The sequence below is a fragment of the Acinetobacter defluvii genome (assembly GCF_001704615.3).
In the GTDB taxonomy this organism is placed as follows: domain Bacteria; phylum Pseudomonadota; class Gammaproteobacteria; order Pseudomonadales; family Moraxellaceae; genus Acinetobacter; species Acinetobacter defluvii.
The window spans coordinates 2,531,677-2,547,958 of sequence record NZ_CP029397.2 but is presented as its reverse complement, the minus strand read 5'-3'; the positions used below and the strand labels follow the sequence as shown (position 1 = coordinate 2,547,958).

Here is a 16,282-nt window from a genome sequence, read left to right as displayed (position 1 = left end):
ACTTTTTAGACCGCGAATAGAAATAAATATGAGAGTCATGCATGTTGGAATACGTTAGCGATTTGTGGCAAGCTTTTTTTAGTCGACCTGATCATCTAGCGATCTTAAGTATCGTTCCAGTAACTGCTTTTGTGACGTGGATACATGTATGGATGGCACTAAAAATGGTGTTCTACCCAATTAAATTTTGGGGTTTTCATATTGGTCCATTGCCTGTGGGTTGGCAGGGGATTGTTCCACGTAAAGCAGGTCGTATTTCTGGGATTATTACGGATAATACTTTATCTAAATTAGGTTCATTAAACGAGTTCCTAAATGCCATGGAACCAGAGGACATGGCACGTATCATCGGGGAGCAAGTAGGTTTTGAGCTTGAGCATCTTATTGATGAAGTGATGATGGATCGTAATGCGGTACTTTGGGAAAATCTACCTTATTCCATAAAGCGTAGAATCTATGCACAAGCACATCAGCAAATGCCTGATATTTTAAAAGGTTTGGTGACTGAGCTGACCATGAACGTCGAGTCATTGGTGGACATGCGAGAAATGGTGGTACGTCAAATGGAAGGTGATCGCCGTTTAATGGTGCGTATGTTCTTAAAAGTGGGGCAGAAAGAAATTAACTTCATTTGGCATATCAGTGCACTCATTGGTATGTTCTTTGGTATTTTCCAAATGGCAGTATATATCTTGATTCCTGACCATCGTACTGTACCTGTATTTGCTGCGATTTGGGGCTTTTTAACCAACTGGATTGCAATTTGGATGGTTTTTAACCCAGTGTACCCACATTATGTGCGTTACCCACAATTTTTTGAGTTGACTAAAGATCGTAAATTTCCTTGGATCAAGCCTGTGATTCCTCGCATCGGTACATATAATGTGCAAGGTGCATTCATGAAACGTCAAGATGAAGTATCCGATGTGTTTGCAAGTGTTGTGACAGAAGATTTGATTACGCTAAAATCCATCATGACTGAAATGATGTATGGACCAAGAAAAGATAAAACACGCCGTATTATTAAGCGTCATGTGAACAGTATCATGGAAACGCCATTAATACGAACAGCATTACAACTTTCTATTGGTCCTTCTGAATATGCTAAACTTAAAACAGACTTGATTGATCGTTCCATTGAAATTACGATGGTGCCTGTAAGCGACCCAGCCTTTAATGCGAGCCGTGCACAGAAAATCTTTCAAATGTTTAGAGAGCGTATCCGTGAACTTACGCCAACAGAATTCCAAAATCTATTACGTCCTGCTTTTAGGGAAGATGAATGGCTTTTGATTGTATTGGGTGGTGTTACTGGATTCTTAGCAGGTCTAATCCATTTGTTTGTTGCTTTCTTATAAATAGACGCCAGTGCTCCTCAATAGATGAGGACACCGAGGTGTTATACATATTGTTTTAAAAGAGGATGTTTTTTATGCGCATTATCCTACTCGGACCACCTGGAGCAGGCAAAGGTACTCAAGCTCAGTTGATCTGTAAGCGCTACAATATCCCACAAATTTCAACCGGTGATATGCTCCGTGCTGCGATTCGTGAAGGTACTGAATTAGGTCTTAAAGCTAAAAATGTAATGGAATCTGGTGGCTTAGTATCAGATGAACTGATCATTGGTTTAGTGAAAGAACGCATTGCACAACCTGATTGTGTCAATGGTTGTATCTTTGATGGCTTCCCACGTACTATTCCTCAAGCAGAAGCTTTGGAAAAAGAAGGGATTGCAATTGATCATGTGATCGAAATTGATGTACCTGATGAAGAAATCGTGAAACGCCTTTCAGGTCGTCGTCAGCACCCTGCATCTGGTCGTGTCTATCACACCATTTACAATCCACCAAAAGTGGAAGGTAAAGATGATGAAACAGGTGAAGACCTGGTTCAACGTCCTGATGACCAAGAAGAAACGATTCGTAAACGTTTAGGTTCGTACCATGCTGAAACTGAACAATTGGTTGGTTTCTATCAAGGTCGTGCGAGTTCTGGTGAAAATGCACCCACTTATAATAAATTAAATGGTCTTCGTCCTATAGAAGAAGTTCAAACTGATTTATTTGCTATTCTTGGTTAAGTCTTAAAAGATGTCTAAGATTGTAAGCAGTCTTAGAAATCTTTGACAAAGAAAGAGTCCTCATTCATATTAGGGCTCTTTTTTGTGGGCGATAGACAATGAAAATTGCACTTATTGGTTTGGTTGTTGTAAGCGTGATTGTTTTACTTGGATTATTGTTTATGAGTTTTAAGCTCTTGCGCAAAGCACAAAAAGAAGAATTACAAGAACGTAGAGAAATGCGAAAATCTGGCAACTATCAAATGCATCCGCAAGTGGCTGAAGAGTGGAAAAGATTAGAACAAATGAAAAGAGATCTGGAAAATAAAAATAAATAGTGCATCTAAATTTTTATGAAAATGAAAGCTTTATGTTTATTACTTTGCATGTTTTTAATGGCTTGTACGCAAGAGATTAAAATTATGCCAACAGCTTTATCCAATGCTGTAGTAGGGCAATATTACAGTGCAAAAATTGAGATTGAAAAGGTCACATTGATTGATGGTTTATACTTTGACACCTCTATTCCTACAAATTCTGGATTAAGTGTTGATCTTAATGCAGGTGGGGTGCCTTATAGTGATCACACAATTGAAATAAAAGGGACACCAACCCGATCAGGCACATACCATATTGTTTTAGAAGGAATAACACGTGATGCACATGGTGGAAATATTCATTTTCGCAAAGAATATGATCTTGTCGTTGTAAAATAAATTAATAAAAGAGAATCATCTCGATTTCATGTTCATTATTTTTCACAGCTTGAGTTGCTATTTGAAAACCAAGTTTTTGATATAAGTGAATAGCAAGAACATTTGTAGCAACCACTGAAAGTATGACCTAACTTACACATATGCTTCCCCATAATCAATCGTGGTTTGTAAAAAGTAATTGCACGATTACTTGATTTCGATATTCAGGCTCAACAAAAAAACATATAGATTGACTTGATCTATATTTTTTGAAAAATAAGCATACCAATAATTCGCTCATGATGATAAGCAGCAAAAATAGCATTGTTGGAAATAACGTTTAAAAATACGCTCAATGGTCGTGTGACTTCAACGGCATAAGTTGCACCGAACATTTCAGGTGAATTTTGAAGTGCGGACAAACGAATGGCTCTAAAGTCATGCACATCATTATCATCCCGTTGTCGAATGAGAATTTCAGTCACTTTTTGAGTTAGTAATTTATAATTAACCTGAGTTCGATCAAAAAAAGAGTAGAAAAAAAGCCCTAAAGTTTGTAACGTATTGGTTCTCAAGACAAAACATTACAACCTAAGGCTTTCTATGGATCATATTACAGAATTATTTTGTCTTTTAGATGATTTTTGCAAAATATTTGATGAATCTTTAGAAAAATCTCTCATTCCACATCAAAATTTAAGGTTACAGAAGTCTGCCCTAAGCTTATCTGAAATCATGACAATCGTGATTTTATTCCACCAATCTGGATTTAGATTCTTTAAATATTTTTATTGTCATATGGTCATTCCTTTTTGGAAATCTGCTTTCCCTAAACTTCTTAGCTATAACCGTTTTGTTGAAATTATGCCTCGTTGCTTGCAAGCACTTAGCTGTTTCTTTAATCAAATTAAAGGAGCAGATACAGGAATTTGTATCATTGATTCAACTAAGCTTGTTGTTTGTCATAATCTTAGAATTAAACGACATCGTGTGTTTAAAGACCTTGCGAATCGTGGAAAAAGTAGTACAGGATGGTTTTACGGTTTTAAATTACATCTTGTGATCAACAACTTAGGAGAGATTATTAATTTAAAAGTCACATCAGCCAATGTTCACGATGTTGCAGTACTTGAGGAGCTTACTTCAGAATTTAAAGGTATCCTGCTTGGTGATAAGGGATATTTAAGTAAAACAAAAAAAGATGCTTTAATCGCAAGAGGGTTAAAATTATTAACACCTTCACGAAAAAATATGAAGCAGAAAGAGTCACAAACATTATTTGAAAAGCAATTATTATCACGACGTGGTTTGATAGAAACAGTGAATGACCAATTAAAAAATTTGCATCAAATAGATCATTCACGTCATCGTTCGGTTAATAATTTTATGGTGAATATTATGTCGGCAGTAGTCGCCTATTGTTTAAATACTAGCAAACCAACTTTTAAAAATTTGATTGCAAACTAATAATATTCATCGAACTCAGGTTAATTAGACTGGAGGATAGTACTGAAATTTTTTAATTTCAATATAGGTATTTGTATCGATAAAAGTCGAGTTTATAGAAGAAAAACAAGTAGTTTTATTCTACATTCTTCACTTTAATTTCTCTAACAGCACCAAACTCATATTTATCTGTCCAATTACAGACATCCGACACGATACATTCACCACATTTAGGTTTACGTGCAATGCAAGTATAACGCCCATGTAAAATGAGCCAATGATGCGAATCCAAAATAAATTCTTTGGGAATGACTTTGATCAGTCGATGTTCAACTTCTAAAACATTTTTACCAACAGCTAAACCTGTGCGATTACCTACACGAAAGATATGTGTATCTACGGCCATCGTTGCTTGTCCAAATGCGGTATTGAGTACAACATTGGCTGTTTTACGCCCGACACCAGGCAACGCTTCTAAATCTTTTCGGTTATCAGGAACTTGACTGTTATGCAGTTCTATTAGCATTTTACAAGCTTTTATGACGTTTTCAGCTTTAGAATTATATAAACCAATGGTTTTGATATATTCCTTTAATCCCTCTACACCTAAGTTATAGATTGCCTCAGGCGTGTTGGCGATAGGGAAAAGCTTGTCTGTAGCTTTATTCACACTCACATCCGTCGCTTGTGCAGATAAGGTTACAGCCACCAAAAGCTCAAAAGGTGAAGAATAATTAAGTTCAGTTTTAGGGGTTGGGCGTTGCTCACGTAAGCGTTCAAAAAATATTTGAATTTGCTTTTTAGTCATGTTTTTTACAGCCATGCTTTAACCCCTTGTAAATCAGATAATTGCTGTAAAAGGCTATCTAATTGCTGTTGTTTTTTCTCATCTGCACGTACGCTTAATTGTTTTTCTAACTTCTTAATTTGTGTGCGAATTTTGGCAAGTTCAATGGTGCTTTTAGCATCCATAACTAACTTGGCGTGTTCTGATTTTTCGATGACCTCAATTGCAGGGAGTTGTTGATTTTGTTCAGTATATTGTGCAAATAACTCCGTATCAATTTCAGCACGTACCACAGGGCCTTTACGGTGTAGACGACGACTTTCCTCACGCTGAATATGTGCATAATAACGCTGACGTAAATCATCTTGTTCAGCAATACGCTGCGAATCTGTCAGTATAGGCTGGGTATCTTCTACTAAGTCAATACAATCGACTGGACAAGGCGGAATGCAAAGCTCACATCCTGTGCATAAGTCCGTTAAAACTGTGTGCATCAGCTTACCTGAGCCAATAATTGCATCAACAGGGCAGGCGCTGATACATTTGGTACACCCAATGCATTCATCTTCACGGATCACCGCTTTCATGCGCTGTGGGCGACCATCACTTTGAATAGCCCAAACACTTGGCTCTGCTGCTAATGTTTCACGTTGTAGTAAATTTGCCAAAGCATCAGCTACGGGTTGTCCTCCAGGAACGCATTTATTGGCATCTTCTCCCTCAGCAATTGCTTTAGCATAAGGTAAACACCCATCTCGATGACCACATAAACCACATTGCGTTTGGGGGAGGAGAGCATCGATTTGTTGTATGAGGGAAATAGAAAACGTCATGTAATTTAAAAGTATAAAAATCTGCCAGTTAGGTCGTTAAATTTTAGCATGAATCTAGAGGGAATTGTTTGCGCTAATTTAGGTCGTAAATTGTGCGAAAATAGCGCATAATTGGCAAATTAAAGCATATGAAAGTATGTTGTTTTTGGCAAAAATGACAGGTTTGATTATAAAATATAATCTTGAATTTAAATGTTATTTGAAAAAACATTAGAAAAAGTATTGTAGATTCTTTACAAAAGATATTTAATACTTTGCGCCAAAATTTATCATTGTCATGAAAATTTGACCAATTTTGTAACACCTTTCTGCTGAGGATTGAGCGTTGAAATATACAAGCCTGAATGACTTTCTTGATTACGTAAAAGCACGTGATCCAAATCAACCAGAGTTTTTACAAGCTGTGGAAGAAGTAATGACCAGTTTGTGGCCATTCATTGAAAAGAACCCACAATATGCAGATCATGGATTACTTGAACGTCTAGTAGAGCCAGAACGTGCATTTCAATTCCGTGTTTCTTGGGTAGATGATCAAGGTCAAACTCAAGTTAACCGTGCTTTCCGTGTTCAATACAATTCTGCAATTGGACCATTCAAAGGGGGAATGCGTTTCCACCCATCTGTAAACCTCTCAATTTTAAAATTTTTGGGTTTTGAACAAACCTTTAAAAATGCCTTAACAACGTTGCCTATGGGCGGTGGTAAAGGCGGTTCAGACTTTAACCCGAAAGGCAAGTCTGAAGGCGAAATCATGCGTTTCTGCCAAGCATTAATGATTGAACTTTATCGTCATCTTGGTTCAAATACTGATATTCCTGCAGGTGATATTGGTGTAGGTGGTCGTGAAGTTGGCTATATGGCGGGTATGATGAAGAAGCTCAGCAATGACACTTCATGCGTATTTACAGGTAAAGGTTTATCTTTTGGTGGATCTTTGGCTCGTCCTGAAGCAACAGGTTTCGGCACAGTGTATTTTGCTGAAGAAATGTTGAAAACTCGTGGCGATAGCTTCAAAGGCAAAACAGTAACGATTTCAGGTTCAGGAAACGTTGCACAATTTGCTGCTGAAAAAGCAATGTATTTGGGTGCAAAAGTAGTTTCACTTTCTGACTCAAACGGTACGGTATACGTGAAAGATGGTTTTACCAATGAGCTTTTATGTGAAGTAATGGATCTTAAAAACGTCAAACGTGGTCGTATCTCTGAGTTTGCGTCTAAACATGGATTTGAATACCTTGAAGGTCAACGTCCTTGGTCTATCAAATGTGACATCGCACTGCCTTGTGCCACTCAAAATGAGTTAAATGAACAAGATGCAGTAACATTGCTTGCCAATGGCGTGATCTGTGTGGCTGAAGGCGCAAATATGCCTTCTACACTGGAAGCGGTTGAGAAATTCGTAGAAGCAAAAATTCTTTATGCACCAGGTAAAGCATCAAATGCTGGTGGTGTCGCAACTTCTGGTCTTGAAATGTCACAAAATGCGATCCGTTTGGGTTGGACATTTGAAGAAGTAGATGAGCGTTTACATGCGATCATGAAAGAAATTCATCGTAACTGTGTGAAATACGGTACTCAAGAAGATGGCACAGTCAATTATGTCAATGGTGCAAACATTGCTGGTTTCGTAAAAGTTGCAGATGCAATGTTAGCCCAAGGTGTATTCTAAGTTTTAGCTTAAAATACTGCATAAACCGATGCAAATGCATCGGTTTTTTTATGAACTTAAATTAAAGTGATTTAAGATTTTCTTTTCGTGGAATCGCTTGAAAGATCATATTCGGCTGATATTTGGATTCTAAAATTAATTTTGGAAAAATAGTGGAATAATCTAACCGGATGCCCATTGGTTTTGACAGGTTTTGCCGAATGCGTAATTCATGATGATGATTACCACAAAATTTTACTTGGCTTCTAAAGTCACCCCTTGGGATAATATGATAATTTTCAATCTCATATTGTATACTCATACCGTTACACCCAGCATAAAAAAGCATATGATCAGTTGTGAAATTTAAAAGTAATGCTTGAATTTGGTCAGGGCTAAATTCATCGGATATTTGTTGCCATGTAAATTTTTTCAGCAATTCAGCATCATAATTTTTTAGATCAGAAATATAAGGAATGGATTGAAAGGTATAATTTGTTTCATCTTTTAACGTGACTTTCAGTTGTTTGATTTGATTCTCTGGATTAGAAATTACTAAATCAGCATCACTAAAAATTTTCGATGCTAAATTTTCTTGTGCTTGTAAATTACCACATCCCATTAATGTTTGATGTTGTAGACTGTTTGATTGGATGTGTTGACCATTCAATCTATGCTGCTTTGAGATTTGATTACAGCCACTATAGATATGGATAGATTGAGATGAAATATTAGCAAGGATAGGTACAGGGCTATTCGGTGGCGTATATGCCCATGTATGTTGTTGTAATATTTCATTGAATTGACGTGATGATAAAACACTAGGTGCTATGGAGGCTTTTTCAACGGCTATATTTTGACATCCAGAAATCAATAAAAATGCACAAGAAAACAGTAAGCATGTTGTAATTTTCATATGTTACTCCTATTAAGACTTATTTTTATGCGAAAGTTTAGTGCCTACAAATATGTACTCCTGTTTCTCTTTTTGAAAAATCAGTTTAGGGTTGTTACTTGAACGTGATGTGATCTTAAAAGGAATGGGCTGTAAAAAAAACATTTTAATAAAGTGTTCTTGTCGCATGATATGAGGCGCACAAGCTTGAGCATCACCAAAAAATATAGGGATCATTATTTTTTGTTCAATAACTTTGTAAGTGCCTCCCATATAATTACAGGAAACATATGCACCTAGTTGATTATCTTTAAAAGTGAGCTCTATCGGAATATCATTGTTTGGCGGTGTATATGACCATATATATTGACTGAGTAATTTTTGAGTTTCTTCTACGGATAGTAGTTTTTCATGACATGCCGTACACAATAATGCGAGTATTATTATTTTTATTTTCATGACAACATTTCACTGATGAGAGTTATAGAAATTTAATACTAAAAAACCGATGCCTAAACATCGGTTTTAAATCTATTTTTGATCATTTAAGGATTAAAGAGAGCCTTTAATCGCTTCACGCTCAATAATCATATCTTGTACATAGGCATATTTAGACTGATCAGCGGCAGGATTTTTAATTTCATAACGTTTGAGACGAACCACTTGGCGCTCATTTGGTCTATGTGTGAAACCATCGATATTGTCATAGAATAAAGTCCAATCTTTATCGACTTGGGTTTTTACCCCATTTTCAGCATATTTAATTTCACGCACTTGTAAACATTGCTTCTTCATTACACCCGCAGAACATTCCTTGGTTTCTGGGCTAATTTCTAGAAAAATAGTTTCACCTTGACCTTGGTATTGGGTTTCAGGTGTCATTTTTCCTGTGAAAACGAATTTTTCACCTTTTGCTGAAGTAATGGTTAAGGTTGGGCTTTGTGTATTGCTGGTATTTAAGATAAATGCAGTTTTACCATTTTCAAATAATTGAGCAGCAATGCCTTCTTGTGCCATAGCATTTGCTGGACAAGCCATTTGCGTTGCAGCAAGATTGCCCGTGATAATTTGATTATTCTCAACTTTCCATGTGGTATTCATGCCATTACAACTGGTTGAGATACTGAGTTGACCTTTGTCGCTAAAATTTAACACCAATGGTTTTGGTGCATTAGGTGTATTGGCACTCCACTGATACGCAGCTAAGGTTTTATCTGCATTTTGTTGTTGTAAAATAGACACAGCAATATCTCCAGCTTTTTGAAGATCACTTGATTGACAAGCAGCAAGTGCAAAAGGGAACAAAGCGATTGCTAAATATTTAAATTTCATTATCAAAACAACTACTGAATAAATTTAAGCTTAGATTAAGCGATTTAGGTAAAAAAGGGATGGATACAATTGATATTTTAGGTTTCAATATGTATCCATATGATAAATATTTAAAAATATTTTTTATTTAGACTTAATGACCAAAGTTTATTTTAATCAAAACGATAGATATCCATACCTAATGCACCCATTGAAAAACTACTATGCACGACGCTAAAACGACTACCTGTGCCCATTGCAAAAAACAAAGGTGCAAAATGTTCTAAGGTTGGATGATTGCGTTGTACAAATGGAATATTTGACCAATCTAAAACTGCATCATAATCATGATGCGTGAGTTTATTTACCACATAGTTACGAAAAGTGGATGCCCATTCAGGCACTTGACTTGCATCACCATGCCAAGCTAATTCCCTTAAATTGTGAGTAATGCTGCCTGAGCCGATCAGTAAGATTTGCTTTTCACGTAGAGGCGCTAAAACTTGTCCGATTTTATAAATATCATCTGCATTCATATGCATCGGCAGAGAAATCTCAACTACAGCAATGTCCGCATCAGGATACATATGTAACAATGGCATCCACACGCCATGATCACGAGGACGTGTACTGTTGGCATGTGCCGGCAAATGCGCTTCTGCAAGCAAATGTAAAATTTCTTCGGCTAATTCTGGATTGCCTGATGCAGGGTAGCGTATCTCATACAGTTCAGGCGGAAAACCACGAAAATCATGCCAAGTTTCTGGACGTATTGCAGTACTTACTTCTAAGGCATTACTTTCCCAATGTGCTGACATTACCACGATTGCTTGTGGTTTCGGCAAGTTTAAACTTAAACGGTTTAAAGCAGGTCCAACTTGCTCTGGATCTAAAGCAAGCATAGGTGAACCATGAGAAATAAATAAACCTGGTAATGTTTGTAAATTCATATGAGATGCACCTAAGCAAAAGCATTAATTAAAGCAAAATCATGACAAAAAATAGCAATCCATATCAGTCTAATTTATTCAACATCTTGTTGCAGAAATAGAACGCTAATGGCTTTAGCCTGCACGATGATAAGGATGGTTGTGGTTAATACTCATCGCACGATAAAGCTGTTCGATTAACATGACACGAACCAGTGGATGTGGCAAGGTCAGTTTAGATAATGACCAATGCCAAGCAGCGGCTTTACGCACAGCTTCTGAATGACCATCTGGTCCACCGATTGCTAGGGCTACGTCGTTGCCTTCAAGCATCCAACTCTTCATGGTTTCAGCCAATTTTTCAGTGCTAAATTCACGTCCGCCGACTTCAAGTGCAATCAAAACTTCATTTTGCTTCAGCTGCGCTAGAATGCTGTCACCTTCGATTTGACGATATTTTAAAATATCCGCTTCAGAATCATTTTTACCACGTTTTGCCATCGGTAACTCAATGATTTGAGTTTGTACAAAGGGTTGAATGCGTTTGAAATAGTCTTCAAAACCCGTTAAAACCCATGCAGGCATTTTTTGACCAATGGTAAGAATGCGAATTTTCATAAAAAACTAATATTGTCATATAGCAATCTATAGTATAACCCTATATTGAAATGTTCTCAGGTCGTGTGTGATATTTCTCAGCAGGTAAAATAAATTAAGTATGTTGAAGAATAAAAAATGAATGGAATTAAAAATACCGGGCAGAGTAAAACTTGAAGTGCGACATAAACCACCTAATTAATTTAAAGGGTTTATGGAGTATATAAAATTGTCATACCATCATCTTAACTTTGAAGATCGTACTGCATTAATGCTTGAGTCAAGAAAAGAAGGCTTTTCAGCCAGAAAATTTGCTGAACTCATTAAAAGACATCCTAGTACGATCTATCGTGAGCTTAAAAGAAATAGCATCAATGACGTTTATCAAGCTCAATATGCTTCTGATAACACTTTTGCTAGACGTAGACGTGGTCACAGAAAACTCAAAATCGATTCAATCCTCTGGAAATTTATTGTTGAAGCGATCCGTTGTTTATGGTCTCCTCAGCAAATAGCAAAGCGTTTAAAGACATTTCCTGATTTGGATCAAACAATGAATGTAAGCCATACAACGATTTATTCAACGATACGAGCATTACCCAAGGGTGAGTTGAAAAAAGACTTATTATCCTGTCTACGTCATGAAAATAAAAAGCGAAAAGCTAACGGTGAACCTAAAAAAGATTCTATATTACAGGATATTAAAACTATTCATGAGCGCCCAGCCGAAGTTCAAGAAAGAAAAATACCGGGTCATTGGGAAGCTGATTTAATTAAAGGTAAAGACAATAAAAGTTCGATAGCAACACTTATTGAACGAAATACACGGCTCTGTATCTTGGCAACATTACCTGATGCAAAGGCAGAATCAGTGCGCAAGGCTTTAACTGAAGCTCTGAAATATTTACCTGCAGAACTGCGTAAAACGTTGACCTATGACCGTGGACGTGAGATGTCAGAACATAAAATACTCGAAGAAGATTTAGGCATAGATGTATATTTCTGTGACCCACATTCACCCTGGCAAAAAGGCACATGCGAAAATATGAATGGTTTAATTAGGCAATATTTACCTAAAGGGATTGATTTAAATCAGGCAGATCAGCATTATTTAAATCAAGTTGCCATGTCACTGAATACTCGTCCTAGAAAGGCGTTAGATTGGCTTACACCATTAGAGAAATTTGCTCAGCTTGTTGATTATCATATGGCTTTTGAAACTGTCGCACCTCATGTTTGAATTCGCCCCATATTTTTGCTACAGTGAACCAAATTAAGATCATCTATTTACTAGGCCTCGCATTTGCGGGGTTTTTAATGCTGAATAAAAGGAAAACTTGATGGAATTGCCCAATATTATGCACCCGGTCGCGAAGCTGAGCACCGCATTAGCCGCTGCATTGATGCTGAGCGGGTGCATGCCCGGTGAAATCCGCCCGACGATTGGCCAGCAAATGGAAACTGGCGACCAACGGTTTGGCGATCTGGTTTTCCGCCAGCTCGCACCGAATGTCTGGCAGCACACTTCCTATCTCGACATGCCGGGTTTCGGGGCAGTCGCTTCCAACGGTTTGATCGTCAGGGATGGCGGCCGCGTGCTGGTGGTCGATACCGCCTGGACCGATGACCAGACCGCCCAGATCCTCAACTGGATCAAGCAGGAGATCAACCTGCCGGTCGCGCTGGCGGTGGTGACTCACGCGCATCAGGACAAGATGGGCGGTATGGACGCGCTGCATGCGGCGGGGATTGCGACTTATGCCAATGCGTTGTCGAACCAGCTTGCCCCGCAAGAGGGGATGGTTGCGGCGCAACACAGCCTGACTTTCGCCGCCAATGGCTGGGTCGAACCAGCAACCGCGCCCAACTTTGGCCCGCTCAAGGTATTTTACCCCGGCCCCGGCCACACCAGTGACAATATCACCGTTGGGATCGACGGCACCGACATCGCTTTTGGTGGCTGCCTGATCAAGGACAGCAAGGCCAAGTCGCTCGGCAATCTCGGTGATGCCGACACTGAGCACTACGCCGCGTCAGCGCGCGCGTTTGGTGCGGCGTTCCCCAAGGCCAGCATGATCGTGATGAGCCATTCCGCCCCCGATAGCCGCGCCGCAATCACTCATACGGCCCGCATGGCCGACAAGCTGCGCTGAGCCATGGCTGACCACGTCACCCCCAATCTGCCATCGCGCGATTTCGATGTGACAGAGGCGTTTTATGCGAAGCTGGGCTTTGCGACGAGTTGGAAGGATCGCGGCTGGATGATCCTGCAGCGCGGCGGTTTGCAGCTCGAATTCTTCCCCTATCCTGACCTCGACCCAGCTACGAGCTCGTTCGGCTGTTGCCTGCGGTTGGATGATCTCGATGCCATGGTGGCATTGGTGAACGCGGCGGGAGCCGAGGAAAAAAGCACCGGCTGGCCGCGCTTCAAAGCTCCGCAACTGGAGGCGAGCGGCCTGAGGATCGGCTACCTGATCGATCCCGACTGCACGCTGGTGCGGCTGATCCAGAACCCCGACTGACCGCATGCCCGCGAAAATCAAGATTTGCGGGATCAGCACACCCGAGGCGCTCGATGCGACCATCGCGGCGCGGGCGGACTATGCCGGGTTGGTGTTCTATCCAGCGTCGCCCCGTGCGGTTACGTCGAATGTCGCGGGCGCTTTGACATCGCGCGCAGCTGGCCAGATCGCCATGGTCGGTTTGTTCGTCGATGCGGATGATGCTGTCATCGCCGACGCACTGGTGGCAGCCAAGCTGAACGCGCTGCAGCTGCACGGTTCGGAATCGCCCGAACGCGTGGCCCAGTTGCGCGCGCGGTTTGGCAAGCCGGTGTGGAAGGCGCTGCCCGTCGCCAGCGCCAGCGATGTCGCACGCGCCGCAGCCTATGCCGGGGCGGCGGACTTGATCTTGTTCGACGCCAAGACCCCCAAAGGCGCGCTGCCCGGCGGCATGGGGTTGGCGTTCGACTGGTCGCTGCTGGCCGGATATCGCGGTGCCTTGCCGTGGGGGCTGGCAGGCGGGCTAAATCCGACGAATGTTGCCGAGGCGATTGCGCGCACCGGAGCGCCGCTGGTCGATACCTCCAGCGGCGTCGAAAGCGCGCCGGGCGTCAAGGATACCGACAAGATTACCAATTTCGCCTTTGCGGTGCGCTTGGCCTAAATCGCGTCGATCAATAGGCGTCGTTCAGCGCAAAGATCGGCTTGCGGGTGCGCCACTGCCCTCGGGTGAAGTCGGGAAAATCTAACGTGCGATTGCCCTCAGCAATCGATTGTTCCGACAGAGGCGTGATCGCGCTCCAGGCCAGCGCGTCGTAAATGTCGATTGGCATCGGGGCCTTGGCCTTCAGCGCCTCGACAAAAGCGTGGATCACGAACCAGTCCATCCCGCCATGCCCGGCCCCTGCCGCCAGATCGGCGTAGCGTTTCCATAGCGGGTGATCGTATTTCGCAAACCAGCCCTCGGCAGGCTCCCAGCGGTGCGGCTGTGGGCTCTTGCCCTCCAGATAGATCGACTTGTTGACGTCCATCCACAGCCCCTCGGTGCCTTGCACCCGAAAGCCGAGAGAATAGGGGCGCGGCAGCGAGGTGTCGTGGCACAGCATGATCGTTTCACCATTAGTGCAGCCGATCATGGTGTTGACCACATCACCCAGTGCGAATTTCACCTCGGCGTTGGGATGATCGGCAGAGCCGTTCTTGACGACATAATCATGCAGCCCGCGCGCCTTACAGCCGAAGCCGCCAGCGCCCGCTTCGCCCGGCAACGCGACCTTCAGGGTGCGGGTCTGCGGCGGGTAGCACACGCCGGCATCGGCGCAGCCCTGGTACTTCACGGTCAGGGTGGTCGCGCTCGCGCCGGCCGCGGGCGTGCCGGTGAGGGTGCCGAGCAATTCCTTGCGGTAGGTTTCGACGTCGCCGAAGAATTCGTCGCGGTAGGCCTTGCCCTTCGGCAGCGCCATGGTCGCGCCGGTGAAGGCGGCATCGGCCTTGACCGAGGTGCGGTGCCGGTACAGGTAATAGCCGTCGGCGATCCGCCAGCGCACCTCGATGCGGTCCGGCGCGGTGGCCTGCGCGGACAGGACGAAGACCTCGTCGACCGGCGGCAGTTCGAAGTCCTGGGCGACGGCCGAGGTCGCGGGCAGCGCAAGCAGCAGGGCGAGCCCGGCCAGCCAGCGGCGCAGGCGGATCGTGGATGCGGTCATTGGCTCAGTTTACCGGTCGGCTCTCGGCGGCCAGCCATTGCAGGTATTCGGGCAGGCCGGACGCGGCTTCGACCGCGAGCAGCTCCGGGAGTTCGTAGGGATGCAGTTGGCGCAGGCGTTCCTGCAGGGCGGGGTAGGCCTCGGCACTGGTCTTGACCAGCAGCAGGACCTCGGCCGCGGCCTCGACCTTGCGTTGCCAGCGATAGACCGAACGCAGGCCGGGCAGGAGGTTGACGCAGGCGGCCAGGCGCTCGGCCACCAGCGCGGTGGCGATGCGCTCGGCGCTGTCGGCGTCGGGACAGGTGCAGAAGCAGATCAGGGCGCTCACCGGCATAGGGTAGCGGCTGCCCCGATCCGGCGGGCCTGGCGGACATCCGCGTGCGGCCCTTGAAAGTCGGCGGGCCCGCCCCATCTCGGTGGCATGCCGGGTTCGCCCGGTTCTGTTGTCCGCGGTTTGGCACTCGCTTCGCGCGACTGCTAAAATCGCCGGGTTTTTCCACGTCAATCAACCATTTACCGAGGTTGCCATGTCCAATATCAAGCCGCTGCACGACCGCGTGGTCATCAAGCGCATGGAAGAAGAGAAGCTGTCCGCCGGCGGGATCGTGATCCCGGATTCGGCCACCGAGAAGCCGATCAAGGGCGAAGTCGTCGCCGTCGGCACCGGCAAGGTGCTGGACAACGGCCAGGTCCGCGCGCCGCAGGTCAAGGTCGGCGACAAGGTGCTGTTCGGCAAGTACAGCGGCACCGAAGTGAAGCTGGACGGCGTCGAGCTGCTGGTGGTGAAGGAAGACGACCTGTTCGCGATCCTCGGCTGATCGCGCGTCGCTCCCACACATTTCTCATCCGAATAATTTTTCGAGGTAATTCGC

21 protein-coding genes are annotated in these 16,282 nt (G+C 43.1%); 11 read left to right on the top strand and 10 right to left on the bottom strand.

Going from position 1 to position 16,282, the window contains the following annotated elements; genetic code table 11:
- Positions 1-41: 41 nt before the first annotated feature.
- The 4 genes from DJ533_RS14585 (at position 42) to DJ533_RS14570 (ending at position 2,778) form a co-directional block, all read left to right on the top strand.
- Positions 42-1,358, top strand: a complete 1,317-nt coding sequence (locus DJ533_RS14585; protein ID WP_065994132.1) for a hypothetical protein — start codon at positions 42-44, stop codon at positions 1,356-1,358.
- A gap of 74 nt (positions 1,359-1,432) precedes the next feature.
- Complete coding sequence (gene adk / locus DJ533_RS14580; RefSeq protein WP_065994131.1) at positions 1,433-2,083, top strand: adenylate kinase; 651 nt, start codon at positions 1,433-1,435, stop codon at positions 2,081-2,083.
- 98 nt (positions 2,084-2,181) lie between these two features.
- Positions 2,182-2,400 carry a hypothetical protein gene (locus DJ533_RS14575; protein WP_065994130.1) on the top strand — a complete coding sequence of 73 codons (219 nt, stop codon included), beginning with the start codon at positions 2,182-2,184 and terminating at the stop codon, positions 2,398-2,400.
- Positions 2,401-2,457: 57 nt separating this feature from the next.
- On the top strand, positions 2,458-2,778 hold the full coding sequence (locus DJ533_RS14570; protein WP_228716485.1) for a hypothetical protein: 321 nt from the start codon (positions 2,458-2,460) through the stop codon (positions 2,776-2,778).
- Between the two features lie 239 nt (positions 2,779-3,017).
- Here DJ533_RS14570 and DJ533_RS14565 read toward each other — a convergent pair whose 3' ends face one another.
- Complete coding sequence (locus DJ533_RS14565) at positions 3,018-3,242, bottom strand: hypothetical protein (RefSeq protein ID WP_148245841.1); 225 nt, start codon at positions 3,240-3,242, stop codon at positions 3,018-3,020.
- A gap of 118 nt (positions 3,243-3,360) precedes the next feature.
- Here DJ533_RS14565 and DJ533_RS14560 point away from each other — a divergent pair, with 118 nt between their 5' ends.
- Complete coding sequence (locus tag DJ533_RS14560; protein ID WP_109849250.1) at positions 3,361-4,224, top strand: IS982 family transposase; 864 nt, start codon at positions 3,361-3,363, stop codon at positions 4,222-4,224.
- Between the two features lie 115 nt (positions 4,225-4,339).
- Here the strand turns inward: DJ533_RS14560 and nth are convergent, their stop codons facing one another.
- Positions 4,340-5,026 carry an endonuclease III gene (nth, locus tag DJ533_RS14555; protein ID WP_065995580.1) on the bottom strand — a complete coding sequence of 229 codons (687 nt, stop codon included), beginning with the start codon at positions 5,024-5,026 and terminating at the stop codon, positions 4,340-4,342.
- Positions 5,017-5,823 carry an RnfABCDGE type electron transport complex subunit B gene (locus DJ533_RS14550; protein ID WP_065995579.1) on the bottom strand — a complete coding sequence of 269 codons (807 nt, stop codon included), beginning with the start codon at positions 5,821-5,823 and terminating at the stop codon, positions 5,017-5,019. Before DJ533_RS14550 ends, nth begins: the two co-directional genes overlap by 10 nt.
- Before the next feature lie 325 nt (positions 5,824-6,148).
- Here DJ533_RS14550 and gdhA point away from each other — a divergent pair, with 325 nt between their 5' ends.
- Complete coding sequence (gdhA, locus tag DJ533_RS14545; protein WP_065995578.1) at positions 6,149-7,492, top strand: NADP-specific glutamate dehydrogenase; 1,344 nt, start codon at positions 6,149-6,151, stop codon at positions 7,490-7,492.
- A gap of 61 nt (positions 7,493-7,553) precedes the next feature.
- Here gdhA and DJ533_RS14540 read toward each other — a convergent pair whose 3' ends face one another.
- From DJ533_RS14540 to rlmH, 5 genes are all read right to left on the bottom strand, one after another.
- Positions 7,554-8,387, bottom strand: coding sequence for an META domain-containing protein (locus tag DJ533_RS14540; RefSeq protein WP_065995577.1), 834 nt, complete (start codon positions 8,385-8,387; stop codon positions 7,554-7,556).
- A 12-nt stretch (positions 8,388-8,399) separates the two neighbouring features.
- Entirely contained in the window at positions 8,400-8,825 is a 426-nt protein-coding gene (locus DJ533_RS14535; RefSeq protein ID WP_065995576.1) for an META domain-containing protein, read from the bottom strand.
- A 93-nt stretch (positions 8,826-8,918) separates the two neighbouring features.
- Positions 8,919-9,698 (bottom strand): META and DUF4377 domain-containing protein, encoded by a 780-nt coding sequence (locus DJ533_RS14530; protein WP_065995575.1) that lies wholly within the window; start codon positions 9,696-9,698, stop codon positions 8,919-8,921.
- A gap of 152 nt (positions 9,699-9,850) precedes the next feature.
- Positions 9,851-10,627, bottom strand: a complete 777-nt coding sequence (locus DJ533_RS14525) for a dioxygenase family protein (protein ID WP_065995574.1) — start codon at positions 10,625-10,627, stop codon at positions 9,851-9,853.
- Positions 10,628-10,741: 114 nt separating this feature from the next.
- Positions 10,742-11,224 carry a 23S rRNA (pseudouridine(1915)-N(3))-methyltransferase RlmH gene (rlmH, locus tag DJ533_RS14520; protein ID WP_065995573.1) on the bottom strand — a complete coding sequence of 161 codons (483 nt, stop codon included), beginning with the start codon at positions 11,222-11,224 and terminating at the stop codon, positions 10,742-10,744.
- A 193-nt stretch (positions 11,225-11,417) separates the two neighbouring features.
- On the opposite strand from rlmH, the gene DJ533_RS14515 reads away from it, so the two are divergent.
- The 4 genes from DJ533_RS14515 to DJ533_RS14500 all read left to right on the top strand — a co-directional run bounded on the left by DJ533_RS14515 (position 11,418) and on the right by DJ533_RS14500 (position 14,368).
- Positions 11,418-12,443: an IS30-like element ISAba125 family transposase gene (locus DJ533_RS14515; protein ID WP_001988464.1), complete on the top strand. Its 1,026-nt coding sequence runs from the start codon at positions 11,418-11,420 to the stop codon at positions 12,441-12,443.
- A gap of 100 nt (positions 12,444-12,543) precedes the next feature.
- On the top strand, positions 12,544-13,356 hold the full coding sequence (locus DJ533_RS14510) for a subclass B1 metallo-beta-lactamase NDM-1 (RefSeq protein WP_004201164.1): 813 nt from the start codon (positions 12,544-12,546) through the stop codon (positions 13,354-13,356).
- 3 nt (positions 13,357-13,359) lie between these two features.
- On the top strand, positions 13,360-13,725 hold the full coding sequence (gene ble, locus DJ533_RS14505) for a bleomycin binding protein Ble-MBL (protein ID WP_004201167.1): 366 nt from the start codon (positions 13,360-13,362) through the stop codon (positions 13,723-13,725).
- A 4-nt stretch (positions 13,726-13,729) separates the two neighbouring features.
- A complete protein-coding gene (locus tag DJ533_RS14500; RefSeq protein ID WP_004201168.1) occupies positions 13,730-14,368 on the top strand; it encodes a phosphoribosylanthranilate isomerase in 639 nt (212 codons plus the stop codon).
- 10 nt (positions 14,369-14,378) lie between these two features.
- On the opposite strand, the gene DJ533_RS14495 is transcribed toward DJ533_RS14500, so the two are convergent.
- Both DJ533_RS14495 and cutA read right to left on the bottom strand, forming a co-directional pair.
- Positions 14,379-15,410, bottom strand: coding sequence for a protein-disulfide reductase DsbD domain-containing protein (locus DJ533_RS14495; RefSeq protein ID WP_004201169.1), 1,032 nt, complete (start codon positions 15,408-15,410; stop codon positions 14,379-14,381).
- A gap of 4 nt (positions 15,411-15,414) precedes the next feature.
- Positions 15,415-15,744: a divalent-cation tolerance protein CutA gene (cutA, locus tag DJ533_RS14490; protein ID WP_004201171.1), complete on the bottom strand. Its 330-nt coding sequence runs from the start codon at positions 15,742-15,744 to the stop codon at positions 15,415-15,417.
- A gap of 193 nt (positions 15,745-15,937) precedes the next feature.
- Here cutA and groES point away from each other — a divergent pair, with 193 nt between their 5' ends.
- Positions 15,938-16,228 carry a co-chaperone GroES gene (gene groES, locus DJ533_RS14485; protein ID WP_004201172.1) on the top strand — a complete coding sequence of 97 codons (291 nt, stop codon included), beginning with the start codon at positions 15,938-15,940 and terminating at the stop codon, positions 16,226-16,228.
- The last annotated feature ends 54 nt before the right edge of the window (positions 16,229-16,282 follow it).

Coding starts and splice junctions, on each gene's coding strand:
- DJ533_RS14570 (WP_228716485.1), top strand. CDS start 2,458: ATGGCTTGTACGCAAGAGATTAAAATTATGCCAACAGCTTTATCCAAT.
- DJ533_RS14530 (WP_065995575.1), bottom strand. CDS start 9,698: ATGAAATTTAAATATTTAGCAATCGCTTTGTTCCCTTTTGCACTTGCT.
- DJ533_RS14560 (WP_109849250.1), top strand. CDS start 3,361: ATGGATCATATTACAGAATTATTTTGTCTTTTAGATGATTTTTGCAAA.
- DJ533_RS14495 (WP_004201169.1), bottom strand. CDS start 15,410: ATGACCGCATCCACGATCCGCCTGCGCCGCTGGCTGGCCGGGCTCGCC.
- DJ533_RS14585 (WP_065994132.1), top strand. CDS start 42: ATGTTGGAATACGTTAGCGATTTGTGGCAAGCTTTTTTTAGTCGACCT.
- adk (WP_065994131.1), top strand. CDS start 1,433: ATGCGCATTATCCTACTCGGACCACCTGGAGCAGGCAAAGGTACTCAA.
- DJ533_RS14540 (WP_065995577.1), bottom strand. CDS start 8,387: ATGAAAATTACAACATGCTTACTGTTTTCTTGTGCATTTTTATTGATT.
- nth (WP_065995580.1), bottom strand. CDS start 5,026: ATGGCTGTAAAAAACATGACTAAAAAGCAAATTCAAATATTTTTTGAA.
- DJ533_RS14550 (WP_065995579.1), bottom strand. CDS start 5,823: ATGACGTTTTCTATTTCCCTCATACAACAAATCGATGCTCTCCTCCCC.
- DJ533_RS14525 (WP_065995574.1), bottom strand. CDS start 10,627: ATGAATTTACAAACATTACCAGGTTTATTTATTTCTCATGGTTCACCT.
- rlmH (WP_065995573.1), bottom strand. CDS start 11,224: ATGAAAATTCGCATTCTTACCATTGGTCAAAAAATGCCTGCATGGGTT.
- groES (WP_004201172.1), top strand. CDS start 15,938: ATGTCCAATATCAAGCCGCTGCACGACCGCGTGGTCATCAAGCGCATG.
- ble (WP_004201167.1), top strand. CDS start 13,360: ATGGCTGACCACGTCACCCCCAATCTGCCATCGCGCGATTTCGATGTG.
- DJ533_RS14575 (WP_065994130.1), top strand. CDS start 2,182: ATGAAAATTGCACTTATTGGTTTGGTTGTTGTAAGCGTGATTGTTTTA.
- DJ533_RS14535 (WP_065995576.1), bottom strand. CDS start 8,825: ATGAAAATAAAAATAATAATACTCGCATTATTGTGTACGGCATGTCAT.
- DJ533_RS14500 (WP_004201168.1), top strand. CDS start 13,730: ATGCCCGCGAAAATCAAGATTTGCGGGATCAGCACACCCGAGGCGCTC.
- cutA (WP_004201171.1), bottom strand. CDS start 15,744: ATGCCGGTGAGCGCCCTGATCTGCTTCTGCACCTGTCCCGACGCCGAC.
- DJ533_RS14510 (WP_004201164.1), top strand. CDS start 12,544: ATGGAATTGCCCAATATTATGCACCCGGTCGCGAAGCTGAGCACCGCA.
- DJ533_RS14515 (WP_001988464.1), top strand. CDS start 11,418: ATGGAGTATATAAAATTGTCATACCATCATCTTAACTTTGAAGATCGT.